The sequence below is a fragment of the Sphaerothrix gracilis Ecp01 genome (genome assembly GCF_030405905.1).
In the GTDB taxonomy this organism is placed as follows: Bacteria; Cyanobacteriota; Cyanobacteriia; order Phormidesmidales; family Phormidesmidaceae; genus Sphaerothrix; species Sphaerothrix gracilis.
This window is the reverse complement of sequence record NZ_JASATW010000001.1, coordinates 82,580-101,943: the sequence shown is the minus strand read 5'-3', so window position 1 is coordinate 101,943 and position 19,364 is coordinate 82,580. Positions and strand designations below refer to the sequence as shown.

At 50.5% G+C, this 19,364-nt stretch carries 16 protein-coding genes; 13 read left to right on the top strand and 3 right to left on the bottom strand.

Annotated elements, in window-relative coordinates:
- Nucleotides 1–323: 323 nt before the first annotated feature.
- Nucleotides 324–1,442: a mechanosensitive ion channel family protein gene (locus QJQ48_RS00490; RefSeq protein ID WP_346289210.1), complete on the bottom strand. Its 1,119-nt coding sequence runs from the start codon at nt 1,440–1,442 to the stop codon at nt 324–326.
- Between the two features lie 40 nt (nt 1,443–1,482).
- Nucleotides 1,483–2,586, bottom strand: coding sequence for a mechanosensitive ion channel family protein (locus QJQ48_RS00485; protein WP_346289209.1), 1,104 nt, complete (start codon nt 2,584–2,586; stop codon nt 1,483–1,485).
- Between the two features lie 102 nt (nt 2,587–2,688).
- On the opposite strand from QJQ48_RS00485, the gene QJQ48_RS00480 reads away from it, so the two are divergent.
- The 12 genes from QJQ48_RS00480 to QJQ48_RS00425 all read left to right on the top strand — a co-directional run bounded on the left by QJQ48_RS00480 (nt 2,689) and on the right by QJQ48_RS00425 (nt 17,118).
- Complete coding sequence (locus QJQ48_RS00480) at nt 2,689–2,985, top strand: DUF3288 family protein (RefSeq protein ID WP_346289208.1); 297 nt, start codon at nt 2,689–2,691, stop codon at nt 2,983–2,985.
- Between the two features lie 388 nt (nt 2,986–3,373).
- Entirely contained in the window at nt 3,374–4,534 is a 1,161-nt protein-coding gene (locus QJQ48_RS00475; RefSeq protein ID WP_346289207.1) for a glycosyltransferase family 4 protein, read from the top strand.
- 465 nt (nt 4,535–4,999) lie between these two features.
- Nucleotides 5,000–5,809 carry a glucose-1-phosphate cytidylyltransferase gene (rfbF, locus tag QJQ48_RS00470; RefSeq protein ID WP_346289206.1) on the top strand — a complete coding sequence of 270 codons (810 nt, stop codon included), beginning with the start codon at nt 5,000–5,002 and terminating at the stop codon, nt 5,807–5,809.
- Nucleotides 5,806–6,930: a CDP-glucose 4,6-dehydratase gene (rfbG, locus tag QJQ48_RS00465; RefSeq protein WP_428843005.1), complete on the top strand. Its 1,125-nt coding sequence runs from the start codon at nt 5,806–5,808 to the stop codon at nt 6,928–6,930. Before rfbF ends, rfbG begins: the two co-directional genes overlap by 4 nt.
- A gap of 23 nt (nt 6,931–6,953) precedes the next feature.
- Nucleotides 6,954–8,306 (top strand): lipopolysaccharide biosynthesis protein RfbH, encoded by a 1,353-nt coding sequence (gene rfbH, locus QJQ48_RS00460; protein ID WP_346289204.1) that lies wholly within the window; start codon nt 6,954–6,956, stop codon nt 8,304–8,306.
- 121 nt (nt 8,307–8,427) lie between these two features.
- A complete protein-coding gene (gene rfbC, locus QJQ48_RS00455) occupies nt 8,428–9,003 on the top strand; it encodes a dTDP-4-dehydrorhamnose 3,5-epimerase (RefSeq protein ID WP_428843009.1) in 576 nt (191 codons plus the stop codon).
- A 12-nt stretch (nt 9,004–9,015) separates the two neighbouring features.
- The gene (locus QJQ48_RS00450; protein ID WP_346289202.1) at nt 9,016–9,930 is read left to right on the top strand and encodes an NAD-dependent epimerase/dehydratase family protein; all 915 of its coding nucleotides are present in this window, start codon (nt 9,016–9,018) and stop codon (nt 9,928–9,930) included.
- A gap of 46 nt (nt 9,931–9,976) precedes the next feature.
- The gene (locus tag QJQ48_RS00445; protein ID WP_346289201.1) at nt 9,977–11,176 is read left to right on the top strand and encodes a glycosyltransferase family 61 protein; all 1,200 of its coding nucleotides are present in this window, start codon (nt 9,977–9,979) and stop codon (nt 11,174–11,176) included.
- Between the two features lie 119 nt (nt 11,177–11,295).
- A complete protein-coding gene (locus tag QJQ48_RS00440; RefSeq protein WP_346289200.1) occupies nt 11,296–13,119 on the top strand; it encodes a glycosyl hydrolase family 28-related protein in 1,824 nt (607 codons plus the stop codon).
- A 2-nt stretch (nt 13,120–13,121) separates the two neighbouring features.
- Complete coding sequence (locus tag QJQ48_RS00435; RefSeq protein ID WP_346289199.1) at nt 13,122–14,549, top strand: hypothetical protein; 1,428 nt, start codon at nt 13,122–13,124, stop codon at nt 14,547–14,549.
- Between the two features lie 76 nt (nt 14,550–14,625).
- On the top strand, nt 14,626–15,450 hold the full coding sequence (locus QJQ48_RS00430; RefSeq protein ID WP_346289198.1) for an RNA methyltransferase: 825 nt from the start codon (nt 14,626–14,628) through the stop codon (nt 15,448–15,450).
- A gap of 39 nt (nt 15,451–15,489) precedes the next feature.
- Entirely contained in the window at nt 15,490–17,118 is a 1,629-nt protein-coding gene (locus QJQ48_RS00425) for a serine hydrolase (protein WP_346289197.1), read from the top strand.
- 51 nt (nt 17,119–17,169) lie between these two features.
- Here the strand turns inward: QJQ48_RS00425 and QJQ48_RS00420 are convergent, their stop codons facing one another.
- Nucleotides 17,170–17,547 (bottom strand): hypothetical protein, encoded by a 378-nt coding sequence (locus QJQ48_RS00420; protein ID WP_346289196.1) that lies wholly within the window; start codon nt 17,545–17,547, stop codon nt 17,170–17,172.
- Between the two features lie 393 nt (nt 17,548–17,940).
- Between QJQ48_RS00420 and QJQ48_RS00415 the strand changes: the two genes are divergently transcribed.
- Nucleotides 17,941–19,344, top strand: coding sequence for an acyltransferase family protein (locus QJQ48_RS00415; RefSeq protein WP_346289195.1), 1,404 nt, complete (start codon nt 17,941–17,943; stop codon nt 19,342–19,344).
- The last annotated feature ends 20 nt before the right edge of the window (nt 19,345–19,364 follow it).

Here is a 19,364-nt window from a genome sequence, read left to right as displayed (position 1 = left end):
TGGTCTCTAGTTCAGTGCGACAAACTGGTTTTAGCCACCTTCAAAGGTTACTCAGAAGGAATCTGCGTTGCCCCTATAGTCATGGCGGACTGGATCTCAATCACGCAGAACATGACCTGAAGCCCATTTTTATGCCCGTAGTGACAGTGCTAATAATAGCCAATCATAAATAATTGTAAAATAATATGACACGAAACTACCTTAGGTGAGCAAAGTTGCCACACCCAAGCAGAGTTAAGCCTCATCTGATTGGCCTTGACGTTATTTTAATTTTATCGGCCTGCTGGGCTTTTGCCGTCAGGGCTTAATTACTGAAAACCGTACTAAATGGTCACGGGCGATTCTACGTAAACGGTGGGGTCTTGGACTCTAAATTCAATACCATAGCTGATTAGCTGCTTGGCGATCGAATCATTGGCCAGCTCTAGCAGTCGTTTGCGCAGGTCGATTGAGTTATCGCTAGACCCTAAGATGAAAAAGGTGACGCGAGCGCGGGTATATCGAATAAACCCGTTTTCCTCAGCCGCTCCAGGATTAGAAAAAGAGATGCTGGTACTGCCTGGATCAATGCCAAACAAAGAGTCTGTGCTTTGACTGACGACCTGCTTGACCAGAGCCGCATCTTGCTCGTCTAGGGGTTTATCAAAGTCTAGATAAAGCAGCACCATTACCTTCTTGGCCCGTGAGACGTTTTCAATCTCCATGCTAATCAGGTTGGAATTAGGCACCACAATCAGCGTACTTTTAGCAGAGGTGCGAATTTTGCTAGATCTCAGGCCAATTGATTCCACCCGCCCAAGCTGACCGTTGGATAGGCGGATGTACTCTCCGGGAACAAAAGGGCGATCGAGATACAGCACAATCGTACTCAAGAGCTGCTCTAGAATTTTTTGAGCCGCAAAGGCGATCGCCAAACCACCAATTCCCAAGCTTGCCATTAAGCCAATGAGGTTAAAGTTTTGGCTTTGGGCGAAGGCCAGCACTGCAATAAAGCCAATTGCAACGTTGGCTAGGGTCTCAAACACCAACAGCAGCTCGTCAACCTCGCGGCCTAGCTTTCTTAGCAGGTCAATACCGTAGATGCGCACAACCTGCCGAAAGATGCGGGAGATGAGCCAAGCAACGCTGGCAATCACTGCTAAATCTACGAGCGGATTGAAGAAGTTGTAGAGAATCTCATAATCGCCTCGTAGCCAAGCCATCGATAGGGAAATGAGCAGGAAAGTCCCTGCCACTCGAAACGTACCCTGAATCGGCTCAACTAGGCTGTCATAGATAGCTGTGACCTGTCCGCTGGAGAAGCGATGTACGACTAAGCGTACAATGGCCGGCGTGTAGCGGCCTATTAGAATCGACAGCAGCAGGCACAGGAGAAAAATGATCCATTTAGGAATTTCGCCTGGACTAATTTGTAAAGTTGTCAGAATACTATCCCAGTTCATAGAAGCGCGAATAGCGGCAGAGTTTTAGCTGAGCGACAGGTCAAATTGTAATAGGTGAATCAACGTAGATAGTGGGTTCGTCAATATCGAAAGCAATACCGTATGTTTTGAGTCTTTGCGTCAGGTTTTGGTTGGCAATATCCAGCACCTGGCGGCGAATTTCCATTGAGACTTCGCCAGAACCAAGGATAAAAAAGGTAATCTGAGCCTGGGATTTTCCTTCACCGGCTAGAGCCTTGAACAAAATATCCGTACTGCGAGAGTCAATACCAAAAATGTCCTGGGTGCTTTCCAAAATTACCTGGCGAATCAAGGCTTGCTCATCGGCAGGAATAACCCGGTAGAAGGTAAGGTAGACGATCGCCATCACCTTCTTTGCCCCGGTAAAGTTTTCAACGGTTGACTGAATAATAGAGCTATTCGGTACGATCGCTAAAGTGCCTTTGCCGGAGGTGCGGATCTTGGTAGAGCGCAGGCCAATTGACTCAACTCGACCATAGGTACCATCGGGTAGGCCAATGTAGTCATCAACGCTGAAGGGGCGATCGACGAAGATCACTACGCCGCCAAGAATCTGTTCTAATACTTTCTGCGCGGCAAAGGCGATTGCAATACCGCTAATTCCTAAGCTCGCTACAACGCCAAAGACATTGATGTCGTGAGTTTGACCAAAAGCAATGGTCAAGATAACGATGATGAGAAAATTAGCGAAAAACTTGGCTAGAACCAGGAACTCACTGTTAACTTTGCGTCCGGCCCGTACGGCAGCATCCAGCAGATAGTTGTCGAAGTAGCTGCGGAATAGGCGCGAACCCAACCAGCCCAAAGACAGGGTAAAGCTCAAGGTCAAAGGCAGCTCAATGCGGCTGTACCAGTCTACCTGGAGGATAATTCGCAGCAGGATCACCGTGACGGCATCCAAAATTCCCAGCGCAATCACAATACCCAACAGCGATCGCTGGGGCTGAATTACGCGGCTGTAGAACGAGCCTAAATCCTGTGATAGAAAGCGGCTGAAGGCAAAATTGAGCAGCAGCGAGAGCAACTGGCTGAGGGCAAAGGTCAAAACAACCGCAACGGCGATCAGCAAGCTGAACTGGATAGCGGGGTAGTGGTTGAGCGGCAAAGCATTAACAGAAGGCATTGCTAGTATTGAGAAAAATCTATAATGAAAAATTTACCAAAATGGCTTGCGGTCTTTCGCTAGCAGCGATACAGTGAATCACCTGAAAGAGTGTAATCCCTGATGGCTCCTGACATCTCTCAAGCAAAAGACCAGCAGCATCCCCAGTACAGACGCGATCGCCAGCTATTAAATCAGCTTTCAGCCGGAGATCCCACTGACCTCAACTTAGCTGAACTAGCCCGTTTAAAGATTCGCTACACAGGATTTCCCGGCGCGTGGGACATCCAGGCAGATCTCGACAAGCTACAGCAGCAGTGGGGTCTTACTGAGGCAACCCTATTTGCCAAAACTCGCCAAATTCACCAGGCCCAGAATGTTTACCGGGGTCGAGGCAGTGGCCGAGAGGATTGGAGCTGAGATCAGCAGATTCAGTTACCATCGCTTTTTTCATCTACACTTTGACAGAAACCAAGCTGCACTGGCCTCTATCAACCTATCTGTATTTAAGCATAGCCATTACAGCCATCCCATGAGCTTGTCATGCAGCTACTGTCAAATGAATCTGTAGAAAAAGGACTGGCTTCACCTAAACTTTGAGAAAATCTGCCTAGGTTTGGGTTTTGATAAATCCCTTAGCTCGGTCTGCGAAGGCTGAGCAAATTAGACTAGATTACAGTTATTGGCGGTATTTTTACAGCTACAGGCTTTGCGGCTCTGAGATCAGAATGCCGAGTCTAAGAGAAATTTTTACCTTCCATAAAATGTTCTCTACATCACATAATCTTTTCTGCGCAAAACTATTTTTATGCAGATTCTAAGCGTTCATAATTGCTATCAGATTCGTGGGGGAGAAGATGTTTCTTGGGCGGCTGAGGTTGAACTTCTAAGAGCGCAGGGGCATCGAGTTGAGATTTACGAAGAAACCAATGATCGTACCGGCAGCTTCAACGCGCTTCAGCTAGCTCAGCGGACAGTCTGGTCGCGTGAATCATATGACATCGTGACCCAGAAGTTACAGGCAACGGGCTGTGACCTGATGCATGTTCAAAACTTCTTTCCGCTCATTTCACCCTCTATCTACTATGCGGCTCAGGCCCAAGGTGTTCCAGTTGTTCAAACCCTGCGAAACTATCGACTGCTTTGCCCCAATGGGCTTTTCTTTCGTGACGGGCAGGTCTGCGAAGACTGTTTAGGCAACTCGATTCCTTACCCTGGAATTGTGCATAGCTGCTATCGCGGTAGCCGAGCAGCGACGACTGCCACAGCCGCTATGCTAGTCACTCATCAAAGTCTGAAAACCTGGCACAATCAGGTAGATCTCTACATTGCGCTGACACAGTTTGCCAGAAAGAAATTTATTCAGGGCGGTTTGCCGCCCGAAAAGATTGTCGTCAAGCCGAATTTTGTCTATCCCGATCCAGGCGTGGGTAGCGGAGAAGGCGGATTTGCGCTCTATGTGGGACGCCTTTCGGTGGAGAAAGGGCTAGACACTCTGTTGACGGCTTGGGAACAGCTAGAAACTCAGGTGCCTTTGAAAATCGTGGGAGATGGGCCTCTAGCAGAAAAAGTACAGGCGATCGCCGGACAGCGCCCCAATGTGGAATGGCTAGGGCGGCAGCCGATGGCGCAGGTTCACGCCCTGATGGGGCAGGCTCAATTTTTAGTTTTTCCTTCCAAGTGGTATGAAACCTTTGGCCGCGTAGCGGTTGAAGCTTTTGCTAAGGGCACACCGGTTGTGGCCTCAGATATTGGCGCGATCGCGGAGCTAGTTGAGGACGAACATACAGGCATTCGCTTCTCACCGGGGGACGCTACAGACCTAGCGGCTAAAGTCGAGTGGATGCTGGCCGAGCCTCAGCGGTTAGCTCGTATGCGTCAGGCTGCCAGAGCTGAATTTGAAGCACATTACACAGCCGCAAGTAACTACCAGCAGCTAATGCAAATCTATGACCAAGTCCGCCGCTAGCGCAGGTAGGTCAGGTTTGTCGGCGTTGGGCAATGCGCTGCTCTCAGCTTCGCAAAGTGAGTCACAGCAGACTGACTTGATGTGAAATCAGTCAGTCTGTCAGGCTTAATTCTTGCGACAACTATCACCAATAGTCAGACTCATTGCTCAGTCAAATCTGCTGCAACTGAGTGTCAGTTTGACAATCTTCAACAGCAATCGTCCCCGATTGTCTACCGGGAATTTACAAAGACTTCGTAGATTTATAAATCTTCAGCAACCTCAGTCTCAAGCACTGGGAATCTTAAGAGCCTGTATTCAATAATGTCCCTGAGCCAGGAATAAACCCGGCGGTTTATTTGAGCAAAATTACTGAGGCAGTTGTTCACTGCTTTACCTTATTTGTCATAACTCTATACTGTGCTCTTGCCAATAAATTTCTGCTAAAGGCGCAACGTTCAGCCTGTTGTTATTGGTTTTAATATCATGTCTAGCACACCCGATATTTCTCAAATTCCTGTTGCCATCCTCTGTGGCGGTAAGGGAACCCGCCTCAAAGAAGAAACTGAATTTCGGCCCAAGCCTATGGTTATGGTGGGCGATCGCCCCATGATCTGGCACATCATGAAGACCTATGCTCACTACGGGTTTCAGAACTTTATGCTCTGCCTGGGCTATAAAGGGCAGATGATTCGCGAATACTTCTTTAACTACGACTGGAACCATAACGACGTTCTGTTAGAGCTAGGCGATAAGAAAGTGACCAAGCTCAACAACGGTCATGAAGAAAACTGGAAAGTTTGGATGGTCGATACCGGGCAAGAGACGATGACGGGCGGCCGGCTGAAGCGACTGGGGGCCTACATCGACAAAATGGACAGCGATATTGTGCTGGGTACCTATGGCGATGGGGTTTGTGACGTTGATATCGCTAAGCTGCTGGACTATCACTACAGCCACGGTAAGCTAGCGACGATGACGACGGTACGACCGGCTTCCCGCTTTGGCGAGCTGGTGATTGAAGACAACTTAGTCACCTATTTTCAAGAGAAGCCACAGACCAGTACGGGCTGGATCAATGGCGGCTACTTCGTACTGCATCGCAAAGTATTGGATTTAATCCAGGGCGATGACACTGTTTTTGAGGCTGAGCCGCTGAAAACCCTCGCTGCACTGGGTGAGCTGGCTGTCTATAAGCATGACGGCTTCTGGCAGTGCATGGACACCTACCGTGAATTAGAGCTACTCAACAAGTTGCACCATAGCGGCAAGGCTCCCTGGCAGATATGGAAATGAAGACTTTTTGGCAAGGCAAACGGGTTTTAGTCACCGGCCATACGGGCTTTAAGGGATCTTGGCTAACGCTGTGGCTTTTACACTTGGGGGCAAAAGTCATTGGTCTCAGCCTAGAGCCTGAAACCACTCCGGCTCTTTTTACCCAGCTCGGTCTCGCCAGCGAGATTAACCACCATATTGGGGATATTCGCCAGCCGCAGCGAGTGCAGACGCTAGTTGAAGAGACGCAGCCGGATATCGTGCTGCACCTGGCAGCCCAGCCCCTTGTCAGACGCTCCTACGTCCAGCCGATGGCGACTTGGAACACCAACGTCATGGGCACAATTCATCTGCTAGAGGCACTGAAGTACTGTACTCAGCCCTGCGCGGCGGTATTTATCACTACTGATAAGTGCTATGAAAATCGTGAGTGGCTTTATGGCTATCGAGAGCATGATCCCCTCGGTGGTCACGATCCTTACAGCTCTAGCAAAGCGGCTGCCGAGCTGGCGATCGCCTCTTGGCGTAATTCCTTCTTTGAAAAGCCCCACGGCTGCGTGGCCATTGCCAGTGCCCGCGCTGGCAACGTGATTGGTGGCGGTGACTGGGCCGAAGATCGGATTGTGCCTGATGCCATGCGATCGCTGTCTCGGCAGCAGCCTATTCCCGTGCGGAACCCTCGCGCTACCCGTCCTTGGCAGCATGTGCTAGAACCCTTAGGCGGCTATTTGCTGCTCGGCCAGCGGCTTTATGAAACGCTGGTCGCTCCTGGGGAAGCGGCTCAGGTTTTACGCGGGGCTTTTAATTTTGGTCCTAACCTATCTTCCAATCGTCCTGTCAAGGATTTAGTAGAGCAAATTTTGCTCCACTGGCCGGGCGAGTGGACAGATCAGTCTGATCCCCATGCCGTACACGAGGCTAAGTTGCTCAACCTCGTGACGGACAAAGCCTACCACGCCCTTGGCTGGCAGCCAGCTTGGAACTTTGAGCGCACGCTCAAGGAAACGGTGAACTGGTATCACCAAGCCGATCAGCTATCAGTCTCAGACACTGAGGCTTTTCGGCAACTCACCCTAGAACAAATTCAGCAATACGAAGCTGATATCAAAGCAAGCAAATCAGCGATCGCCGCTGGTGCCTAATTTACTGTAGATAGAAAGCTGTCATGACCCAATCCATCTCCCGTCCGACTAACGTACAACCCCCCAATCCTGAGCAGGAGCTTCGCGCTGAGGTGCTGACAGCGGTACAGCGCTACTACGACTACAAATTTCAGGCGAAAGCTTTTGCCCCTGGGCAAACCTATGTGCCAGTTTCGGGCAAGGTTTTTGACGAGCAGGAGCTGTTCAAGCTAGTAGATTCCTCCCTGGACTTTTGGCTGACGACCGGGCGATATGCGGCTGAGTTTGAGCGCCGCTTTGCCGAATGGATGGGCGTAAAACACTGTTTGCTGGTCAACTCTGGTTCATCAGCCAACCTGGTGGCCCTATCAGCATTGACCTCACCCAAACTGGGCGATAAGCAGCTTAAGCCAGGAGACGAGGTGATTACGGTAGCTGCCGGATTTCCCACAACCGTTAATCCCATTTTTCAAAATCAGCTAGTGCCGGTCTTTTTAGACGTGCAGTTGGGCACTTATGACATCGATGTCAGCCAGCTAGAAGCAGCCCTTTCGCCCAAGACCCGCGCCATTATGGTGGCCCATACTTTAGGCAATCCCTTCAATCTCAAAGCGGTGATGGAGTTTGCCCAGAAGCACGATCTCTGGGTGATTGAGGACAACTGCGACGCGGTAGGCAGCCTTTATGACGGCAAGCGAACGGGGACATTTGGACATCTCTCCACCGTCAGCTTTTACCCAGCCCATCACATGACCATGGGTGAAGGCGGTGCCGTGCTTACCAGCGATGCTCGCCTCCGCAAAATTGTCGAATCTTTCCGGGACTGGGGCCGCGACTGCTGGTGTCCGCCCGGCGTAGACAATACCTGCAATAAGCGCTTTGGTTGGCAGCTGGGCACATTGCCCTTTGGCTATGACCACAAGTACACCTACTCTCATGTCGGCTATAACCTAAAAATGACCGACATGCAGGCGGCAGTGGGATGTGCCCAGCTTGATAAGCTACCTGGCTTTATTGACCAGCGGCGACAAAACTTTGAGTTTCTTTCAGCCCAGCTACAGGATCTGCAGGATGTGCTGGTGCTGCCTCAGGCGACTGAAAATTCTGAACCGAGTTGGTTCGGCTATCTGTTGGTCGTACGAGAAGAGGCACCCTTTAGCCGCAATGAGCTAGTCCAGCACTTAGAAGCCAATCGCATCGGTACCCGGCTGCTGTTTGGCGGCAACCTGGTGCGCCAGCCGCTCTATCAGGGACTCAACTACCGAGTTGTCGGCGAACTCACCAACAGCGATCGCGTCATGCAGGGCGCTTTCTGGATTGGCCTTTACCCAGGGCTAACCGAAGAAATGCTGCGTTACACAACCGCCACCATTCGAGACTTCTGCCGCAGTCGCTAGCGATCTCAGAGAGGTGAGGGGCTCGGTCTTTAATTCTAGATTTTGAGTAAATTCTGGACTTTTGGCTGATTCTCCTCACCGCATCTTTCTTTCTGCTTTCTTCAGTTCAGGCTCAATCTAAATTACCGTGGATATCAAACCCACCCCAATTCCAGGCTGCTATCAGATACATCCGCGCATTTTTACCGATCAGCGCGGCAGCTTTGTGAAAACGTTCCATCAGGAAATTTTTCAGCAGCACGGGCTGCACACCCACTTTGCTGAAGAGTATTATTCTCATTCCCGCCAAAATGTCCTGCGAGGTTTGCACTTTCAGCTTCCTCCCCAAGATCACGTCAAGCTGGTTTACTGCACGGCAGGCGAAGTACTAGATGCGGTGGTCGATTTGCGGCTGGGTTCACCGACCTATGGCCAGGTTGCCACGTTTACGCTCAGCGCCGAAAACGCGATCGCTCTCTACATTCCCTCAGGACTAGCGCATGGCTTTTATGCCATCAGTGAGCAGGCCACTATGCTCTACCGGGTCTCAACTGTGTATTCGCCGGAACATGATGCTGGCATTCGCTGGGATTCGGCAGGCATTCCCTGGCCCAGCGCTGAACCCATTCTCTCAGGCCGAGATCAAGCTTTTCCGACCTTGTCCGAGTTTGAAAGCCCCTTTACTTATGCGGCTCCTCTAGCAGCCGCAAACGTTTAGCCCCTACCCCTCATGCCTAAAACAGTTCTCATCTCTGGAGCCAACGGTTATTTTGGCGGCATCGCCTGCCGATATTTTCAGGCTCAAGGCTGGCAGGTACTCAAAGCCTCACGTCAGACTGGCGCTGATCTAGTCATCGATTTAGATCAGCCAGCGAGGTTAGAGCAGCAACAGCTCTCTGCACCCGCAGATCTGTTCATTCATGCCGCCGCTGCCCATGAGGTTACCTGTAGAGAGCAACCCTATCGCAGTATCAGCCAAAACGTAGCGGGAACTAGAGCCGCGCTGGAGTTTTGCCGTCGCAATCAGATTGCCAAATTTGTTTACTTATCAACCTTTCATGTCTTCGGCAATCCTCAAGGGGTAATTGACGAAACCAGTCAGCCCCAACCCGTGAATGATTATGGTTTAAGCCATCTTCAAGCAGAAGAGTATGTGCGGCTTTATGCTCAACAGCACGGCATTCAAGGATTAGTCGTGCGGCCTAGCAACTTTTTTGGCATTCCTGCCAATATCGATCGCTGCCATCGCTGGACGTTGACCCCTCTCGCCTTTTGCCGCGATGCCGTTGAGCAGAGGCAAATCGTTCTTAAAACACCCGGCTATCAGCAGCGTAACTTTATTGCCGTTGAGGACTTGTGCGCGGCGATCGCTGCCGCTATTGACCATAGCGATCGCTTGCCGCTACTGCATGTAGCAGGGCCGGAAACCCTCAGCATTCGGGCGCTAGCTCAGCGAGTCCAGCGGGTGATGGCACAGTTGGGACAGCCGATTGAACTCCACCTGCCAGCCGGACAGCCCCTACCGGCTCAATTTACCTATACCAGCCGCTATTTGGACAAAATCTATTCTCCCCAGCGGTCCATTGACCCGTTCCTTCAAGATTTTTGTCAGATTCTCAGCCAGCGGCTGGTATCTATTGTTTAACCCAATGCTTCAGTCAACCCAAGTTTGAGAGGTTCGAGCAACACACATGGGATCAGCTACTTTACCTATCCACCGCGCTGTTGATAGGGCCAGCAACTTAATCAAGCCCCTAATTCGACCTTGGTACAGTCAGCTTGTTTTAAATCCCTCTGTAAAGCTGCTGCTTGAAACCATCACCGTTGACCAAGCCTACGGCCCAAATCATCCTAAACACTATTTGCCGCAGGAAACAGTGGCGACGCCCGAAGTCAAGATAATGCCGCCGTTTGATGACCCCTTTACCTACCTAGCAGGAGAAACTTACACGGCTCAGAACATTTATTCCACTGTGGTAGAAAATGTTCTATTTGAACCCGGCAACGGCGTAGTGTTAACGCCATCGCGCCAGATCCTAGCAGAGTCAATCTATCCCCACATAGATTTGATTACGATGGCAGGGGCATTTTTGAACAAAAACTTTGTTCGTCGCAAGTTTAGCGAAGCCCCCGTTGAGACTATTTCCGGCTATTCCAGCATCTATCAGGGATTGCCGAACGGCTACTATCACAAAATTATTGACTTAGTGCCTCGCTGCTTTTTACTCAACGACCCGGCCTATGCTCAAATTGACGAGATTAAGCTGCTCTACGCCGAACCCCTGGCAGAAGTAGAAACCTTGATGGTGCCTCAACTCGTACCGGCTAATGTCAAGCAGGTCAAGCTAGAACCAGGACGACTTTATCGGTTAGAAAAACTGATTTTACCCACTTTTTTAACTCAGTTTGGCTGTGGCTATTTACCCGCTGCCTATATTCAAAAAATACGCGAAACCTTCTTACCTCACCGTCCGTCTAAAAGATGCCATCGCATTTATATCTCCCGCGCTAAATCTGCTAGCAGCCAGAAAAAACGCCACATCCTCAACGAACCGGAACTGTTTGCGGCTCTAGAAAAGTTTGGATTTAAGCGTTACTGCCTAGAAGATTATTCACTCACAGAAAAAATTGAGCTGTTTTATGATGCTGAAACAGTGGTAGGCGCTTATGGTGGTGGCCTAACCCATATTCTATTCTCTGAGAAAGTGAATGTACTAGAGCTGCAAATTATGGCCAAAATGCAGACCTACTACTATTACTTAAACAAAGCGCTAGGCCACAATTTTCAATTTATCTGCGCAGACAAAGCGAACAATCGCGAAAACTTCACCGTCGATGTGGCTAAGGTTACCCAAATACTAGAAGCATGGCACTCTGAGTCAAACAGGTAGCACTTATGAATACCTTTATTAGTAAATTAGCGCGCTCCCAATGGCTGAGATTGCTGTGCTTGTCTGTGCTCAGCAGTTTTTTGGTCGCTGGACTGGGTCAGTGTAGTCACTCTCAGAGTATGGCTACATCCGCCGCCCAGTTTGCTCTGCCAAGTGAGGCTGACGTTATTAACGTTAAAGCCGCTCCTTATCTGGCTCAGGGAGATGGTGAAACTGATGACACAGCCGCTATTCAGGCGGCGATCGCGGAAAATCGTACCAAGCTGATTTATTTTCCGCCAGGTACGTACCTGGTGAGCGATACGCTTCAGGCGAAGGCCGTTGACGGCAAACAAAAGCGATTTTTCCTGCAGGGTGAAAGTCAGGCAGACACCATTATTCGCCTGCAAAGTCAAAGTTCTGGCTTTCAGGATGCACAAGCACCGCGCCCGGTTGTCAGCTTTTGGCAAGGTGAAACAAACGATGCGACGGCTTTCCGCAATCAAATTCGCGGCTTGACCATTGAGGTCGGGGACGGCAATCCCGGCGCGATCGCGCTGCAGTTTCGCGCCAATAACTATGGCAGCGTCGAAGATGTCACTCTGCGATCGCCGGAGCGGCAGGGGCGCTATGGGTTGGATCTAAGTATTGGTCTTAACGGACCAATGCTGATTAAAAACCTAACGGTTGAAGGTTTTGACATTGGCGTTTACTTTACCGGCGCGCTCCACAGCGCCACGTTCGAGAATTTGACGCTGAAGCAGCAGCAGCAATATGGTTTTTATAATCAGCGGCAGGTCGTTTCGATTCACGGCTTGAGCAGCGATAACGCCGTTCCGGTCATTAAAAACGCCAGTGAGGGCTATCCCGCCCACGGCTTGGTGACGCTGATTCAGGCTGATCTGCGGGGCGGCAGCCGGGACGCGGTCGCCATCGATAATACGGCAGGGGGCGGCTTATATGCCCGTGACATAAAGGTCGAGGGTTACGCAGCAGCGATCGCCAATCAGGTCGATGACGCGGTCAGCCAAGTTGCCGCTCCGGTTGAAGAATTTGTCTCACACCCGGTTGTTAGCCTGTTTGGCAGTTCTGATCGGGCCTTGCAGCTACCGATCGCAGCCACGCCCGAACTCAAATGGCCGCCCGTGGAAGACTGGATTCAGGTAGACGGATCTGGGCCAGACGATACCGCCGCGATTCAAGCCGCGATTGACTCAGGCAAACCCATTGTCTACTTCAACTCAGAGGAGTATCAAATTAGCGCTCCGATAGAGCTGCGAGGGAACGTGCAGGCGCTCATGGGCTTAGGGGCGTCAAGTCTCAAAACGGTTGGTAAGCTGAGAGAATCCGATCAGCCAGTTTTTCGACTGGTCGAAGGTAGCCAGCCGACGGTTTGGATTGAAGGCTTTGAGACTGATTTGGCGCAGGCTTTTTTGGTTGAACAGGCAGCTACGCGATCGCTAGTGCTGCGCAACTTAGGGGCAGGTGGCTATCGTAATTTGGCCGAGGGCAGCAAGCTATTTATTGAAAACGTGGCGGGTTGGCGGTGGTATTTCCGCAATCAGCAGGTTTGGGCTAGACAGCTTAATACGGAAGCCTCTAGCGAGAGCGGAGCCATCAATATTGATAATGAAGGGGCCGATGTTTGGATATTGGGACTTAAAACCGAGCGCGATATTCCTATCATTACAACCCACACAGGCGGGAAGACAGAGCTGCTAGGTGGATTTCTCTACGGCAATCGCAATATAGAAGATGGCACAGCGGCTTTCATTAATGAAGAAGCTGATCAAAGTTTAGTGTTTGCCAGCTATAACTATCCTTTTGAACCCTTTATTCGAGAAATTCATCAGGGCGATCGCCGCGATTTATCTGAATCAGAGCTGTATCCTGTGAAATATGGCTATATGGCCCCTTTGTTCACTGGCTATTCAAACTCACCTGATCCCTCTGCGGCTCGTTAATTATGGATGCCCGGTTTCAGACTCCCGCTCAGCAAAAAGGCTATATTCAGCTGACAACGCTGGCCGTTTTCGGCTTTTGCTCGATCTTTTTTCCGCGGGTTTTGACCTTAATCAAATTTCCTTCTGTTATCAATCTGGCCCACTTCGCCGTCGTTCCTTGGATATTTGCCTTTGCGCTAGCGAAAACGCGGGTTAAGGATCGACAGCAAATTACTATCATCTGGGAACTGATTTTTGCCCTGTTTCTTTTTCTTTGCGTTAACTTGGCCAGCGCCCTGATTAACGATGCCGGTATTATCAATGCCTGCATGAATTTTTTGTTCTGGTGTGAATGCTTTTTATTCGCTATTATTCTGCTAACTCTGCCTCTTACTGCTGAAAAATTAGTCAATTTACGGGCCTTTTTAATTGGCTCTGCCTTGGTTAATACGCTTTTTGCTTATGTACAGCGCTACGTGCTCAAATTACATTTGCAGCAGGGTTTAGAAGACAATATCAAAGGCGTTTTTGTGGGCGGGGGAGCTGGTCATGTCGTGGGGGCTTCCGTCGCGCTGACATTTGGTGCTTATTACTTAGTTCATGCCAAATCAGTGCCGCTTTGGCTGCGCAGCATTATTTTGCTGCTGACTTTCTGGCATATGAATCTAGCGGATGCTAAGCAAGTCCTGCTGGCTTTTATAGTGGGCGGCGCTTTGCTGATTTTCAGCAAATTCAAAAGTGTGGGTCAGGCGGTTAAGTACTTTGGCGGCGCTGTTGTGCTGTGCTTGGTTTTGTTTTGGGCGACCCAGAATATTCCAGCACTGGATGCTTTTAATACCTGGGCGCGGCCTGAAATCTACGGCCCTGACGGAGAAGCAACCCTGCTGAAAACAGCCACGTTTCGGATCGTGCCAACTTTTTATGAGTCTTTTCTCAATCCTTGGTTGGGCATCGGACCGGGACATTCAGTGGGCCGCTTGGGCGGCTGGATGCTGGGAGAATACAGCTTTATCCTTTCGCCCTTGGGGGCAACCGTTCATCCGGCCTCAGCAACTGTCTGGCAGGCGGTGGGACAAAGCTGGCTAGGAAGTCAGTCTAGTATGTTCTCGCCCCTGTTTGGCTGGGCTGGGATATGGGGTGATTTGGGTCTGCTTGGCCTCCTCTCTTATCTGTATATCTGGTTTGTTGTCCTGCGGCGATTTTGCTACGACGATCTCTCCCGCCTGTTAGTCTTTACCGTATTCGTTTTTGGCCTAATTTTTACCCAGATGGAAGATCCGCAGTACATGGCCTTTGTGATTACGGTGATCAGCCTGCGGTGGATGGAACACCATTACCAAAAGCGAAGCGGACAACCTCTGCAGTTTCAATCGGCAGAAAAAATCAGATGGCGATCGCCTAAAAAGCTGCTTAGAAGAATCTTGTTGTTGCCGCCTGAGCCGACTATTTGATCTGCAGCAAACCTGAGAGAATTCAAATCGGCTCCCTTAAAATAGGTGGGCAGTGCTGTTACCGAGTTTGTCTACTATGCCCACTGACTGTCTTGAAGCGGTGCGGATTGTGCTGGTAGAACCGGCTGGAGATCTCAATGTGGGATCGATTGCCCGCGTCATGAAAAATATGGGGCTTTCGCAGCTAGTACTAGTTAAGCCTCAGTGCGATCCGTTGAGCGACAATGCTCGGCAAATGGCTGTTCACGGCCAGGACGTTTTGCTGGCAGCTCGTCAAGTTGAGACAATTCCAGACGCGCTGCAGGGCTGTCAACGGGCGATCGCGACGACAGCGCGTCCGCGCGATATCTCTACCGCCCTGGAGTCTCCCGAAGTGGCCCTGCCGTGGCTGCTAGAGCAAAATACGCCAGCAGCAGTTCCAGCAGCCCTCATATTTGGCCCCGAAGATCGAGGGCTGACCAACACAGAACTCAACTACGCTCAGCGGTTCGTCATGATCGCGGCTAACCCAGCCTATCCCTCTTTAAACCTGGCTCAGGCCGTGGCGGTGTGCTGCTATCTGCTACATCGTTGCGCCACCTCACCACCCTCTACTCTGCCAGCTGAGAAGCTGAGCGATTTAAGCAGTTTTAGCGGCTTAAATCAGGAAAATGGGGCAAAATTGTCGCTCCCGACGGCCTCATTGGAGAATTTAGAGAGATATTTTCAACATTTAGAAGAAGTTTTGCTCAAAATCGGCTATCTTTACCCCCATACGGCTACAAGTCGTATGGAAAAGTTTAGGCGGTTACTGTATCGGGCGGCTCCCACTGACTCAGAAGTAGCCATGCTACGAGGCATACTGCGGCAGCTAGAGTGGGCTTTGGAAACAGGTGCTTGGTCAGATGCGCCAACTCAGTAGACCGCTAGCCTTTTAGTGAGGCCATCGATTTAAGGTTCAATGACTATGGCTAATTACGGCGATCGCTCTCGACCCACAGATTCTCATCAGCAGGCGGTAGACCCCTTTGCCCAGGCTACGCCTCAGGCTGAGCCACCCCAGTCTCCCCCCGCTGCATCAGGAGAGAGAAAGCTGCCCCCCCAACCCCAGATGCGGCGTGCGGGTCAGCGCCGTCCTGTGCCGCCGCCCAACAATGCCGCTGCTAAAGCCGATGGGTCGAGCTGGCGTCAGTGGCTAGGCGGCTCTCCCCGCCGTCGCCCTGTCTCCGGGCAACGGGATCTGTCCCGCCCGCTGCGTCGCAACGATCCTACGGCTCGCTCTGTCCCATCCCGCCTAAAACTGCCAGCGCCCCATTTAAATACAACAACCTCCTCGGCTCCGACCTTCGGGACATCGCGGCGATCGCGATCGCCTAGGTCGGTTTATCAGCCCGCCCAGCATTTATCTCAGACGCCGATGACGCCCACCGACAAGGTGACGCCGCTGCGCCCACGACAGGTTTGGCCGCCCCACAGCAGTGCTGCCCGCACCAGAGAGATCCCCCCCCGACGTGCCCACCGCGCCCAAATGGCCGCGCCGCCGCCAATCATTTACGCCATGCGCCTGCTAATTTTGGGCATTGGCGTGGCGGCGATTGCTGGAACACTGCTATCGGTTCTCAGCCCCGATCGCGTAGACTATGCCACTACGAATAGCCGCAATCCGGTTCAATCAGCAACTAATTCACCAACGCGACCGCTGGCAACTTTAGTCAATCGGCCCATTCAGCTAGGCTCTGAAATCGCCCATCTCAAAGCTGAAATTGAGGAACTAGGGACGCTCACGCCGGGGCTAACCCAGTCAGTTTTTCTGCTGGATTTGGACAACAATGCCTACGTTGATATTGCCGGCACTGAGGCCATGCCCGCTGCCAGCACAATTAAAACGCCAATCTTGGTCGCTTTTCTGCAGGCAGTCGATGCGGGAATCATTCAGCTCGATCAGCCTTTAGTGATGAGTCAGGCGCAAATTGTAGGTGGCTCCGGCGAGATGCAGGCTCAGCCCGCTGGCACCCAGTACAGCGCTTTAGAAGTAGCGACCGAGATGATCGTTAACAGCGACAATACCGCTACTAATATGCTGATTGACCTGCTTGGCGGGCCGGAAGCGCTCAACCAGAAATTTCGGGACTGGGGACTAGACGCGACCGTAATGCGCAACCCCCTGCCGGACTTGGATGGCACCAATACAACCAGTCCTAAAGATCTCGCCACTCTGATGGCGCTGGTTAACCGAGGTGACCTGCTAACGCTGCGATCGCGCGATCGTCTCCTGTCTATCATGCAGCGCACCCACACTAAAACCTTAATTCCGGCGGGCTTGGACAGCAGCGCGATTGTAGCCAACAAAACTGGCGATATTGGCTCTGCTCTGGGCGATGTAGCTCTAGTTGATTTACCCAACGGCAAGCGCTACGCGATCGCTGCCATTGTCCAGCGCCCTCACAATGACGGGCGGGCTAGAGAGCTAATTCGCCGTATTTCGCAGACGGTCTATCAGGAATTTACGCAGGCCGTAGGCGCCCCTGGCGGTACTGTGCCCACTGCCCCAGAACCTGAAATTGAAAGCGAGTTAGCACCTCAGGGATAATGGGATTGCGGCAATCTGCACCCTCGGCTGAGCTAGCCTCAATTCGTATGGCTAAGCCGGGCTGATGCCGGCAGGTACTTTCTGCTCTAGGTGGTTTTGCAGATCGCGGGTCAGTTCATCATCGCTGCGATGAGCTTCCCAAGGGCCAGTATCGAAGCCGCGAATTGTCCACTGCCCTTGCATGGCATTGCCATCGGCTGCAATATTGCCGACGTATTGAATCGGTGCTGCCTTGCGCGTCAGATAGCGTTTGGCAAAGCTGACGCTACGACCGACTACCTCGCCGCTTACCTGAGCTTCACCGAGGGGACTATCGTCTAGAATCCGGCCGCTGAGGCTGTTGCCGCCCTGTATCAGGGTGGCCTCAAACCGAGTCGGAACGCCCCCCTGCCAGTAGGTTCCCAACCAAGTACCGCTAAGGTTTGCCATGATTTTAAGTCTTTAGGCGAACAATTGGGTCAATCGCGTAAAGCAAGCAAAGGCTAGTTTGGCTGTCTAATTTAGGCCATAGACCAAGACTCCGCTAACCTGCTCAGCCATCAATATAAAGCAGCAATGAAGTCCAAGCGAGAGCTGATCTTGACAAAATATACTGATGTCAGCACTTGAGTTAGCGATTCTGAGATTTCTTTGCTAACAATTATTTGCCGAAAAAAACACAGTAATCTTAAAGCAATTCTAGTGTTTATACTGAAATCATTCTGAAGCGTAAGTAAAAGCTTAATAAAGCTGCTTAACTAGCTGAATTCAATTCTGAGCTGATCAGTAATGTTTAAATAACTCTTGAGCTTCTGTCACTCGTTTTATAAATTAGGCGTATTTATGGTGATAGCTAAGCAAACTCAACTCCCAGCTCGGCAATTGTATCAAACAACCAGCTCTCAAAACTTGCTCTGCCTAGATGTTTTGAGATGCATTGCTATCATCGGTGTTGTCGGAGTACATCTGATAGCTGACTTAGAGATATCACCAGTCAGATTTTATCCTTCTAGCGCTGGTATCACCAGCAACCTGTCTGCACTTTTAACCTTCAGCGCTGACAGCTATTCACTGCAAACAGCTATAATTCAGCTTTTCCAACTAGGCTTGAAGTTTGGCTGGCAAGCCGTTCATGTATTCCTCTTTATTAGTGGATTCGGTCTATACCTTGCTTTTTTAAAGACATCTCAGCCTAGTTCTGAATTAGGATTACAGTTCTGGCTGAGGTGGCTGAGAAGAAGATTCGATCGAGTCTTACCTAAGTATTGGGTGGTTCTGACAGCCATTTTTGTAATTAAAGCAGGCAGTGCAGTCATTGATGCTCTAGCGGGGCAAGAAGCTTTGAGTCGGCCCGCCATACTTTTTACTCAGTATTTAATGAGTTTATTTTTGATACGGGGACTATCCCAGGCTAGCTTTTTCGCTTTAGCAGGTGCTCTTTGGTATATTCCATTGATTATTGGGCTTTACCTCTGTTTCCCCATCCTAATTTATTTGCTGCGCCGCTATCAAATATCATTGTTAGCGCTTTTATTGGGAACTGTTTTGTTATCGCTCAACTATCGCTTCATCATCAATATTGATCCCTGTGCAACTCCAGTTCCCTTTGACGTTCATGCTGCTTGCCAGAATCCTTGGGACTGGAATTTGCACAGACTATTTTCAATTCATGTTCCCTATGGCATATTTCTAGCAAGGCTACCTGAATTTGTCTTGGGTATGTGGTTTGCTCAGCTGCAGGCGGATGGAACTTTAGCGCAATTTTTGAGCTGCTGGCAGGTTCGACTAAAGATTTTGCTAGCTGGAATTGTTTGCTGGGGGTTAGGCAATATAGCGTCTTACTATAAAGCTAGTTGGCCGCTCTGCGACTGTCTGTTATGTTTGGGATTAGTTGCTATTTTGCTGGCTCTTTTTTATGGCTGTGAGCACTCACCCGTAAGACACCTTGAATGGATTATTAAGGCTTTATCTAAAGTGTCTTACGAAATTTTTCTGATTCATCAAGTAGTTTTCTTTTTGCTGGCTAGAGTCTTTTTAGCAGATGCCTTAGGATACGCTAATTTCTCTGTACTGTATCTCTTCGTAATGCTATTTGCAGCCGGTCTGCTTAACTACAGCTGTCGTTCTTTAACTATTAATAGTATTCCGTTTGCTAGTAGCTTATATGCTTGGACTGAACGGCGAGGCGTGCGGCTGCTCAAACGCTATCTCAATTACAGACAGTCTCGTATTCCCTCAGGAGTTTGAGTCGAAGGGCTGGTCTGCGG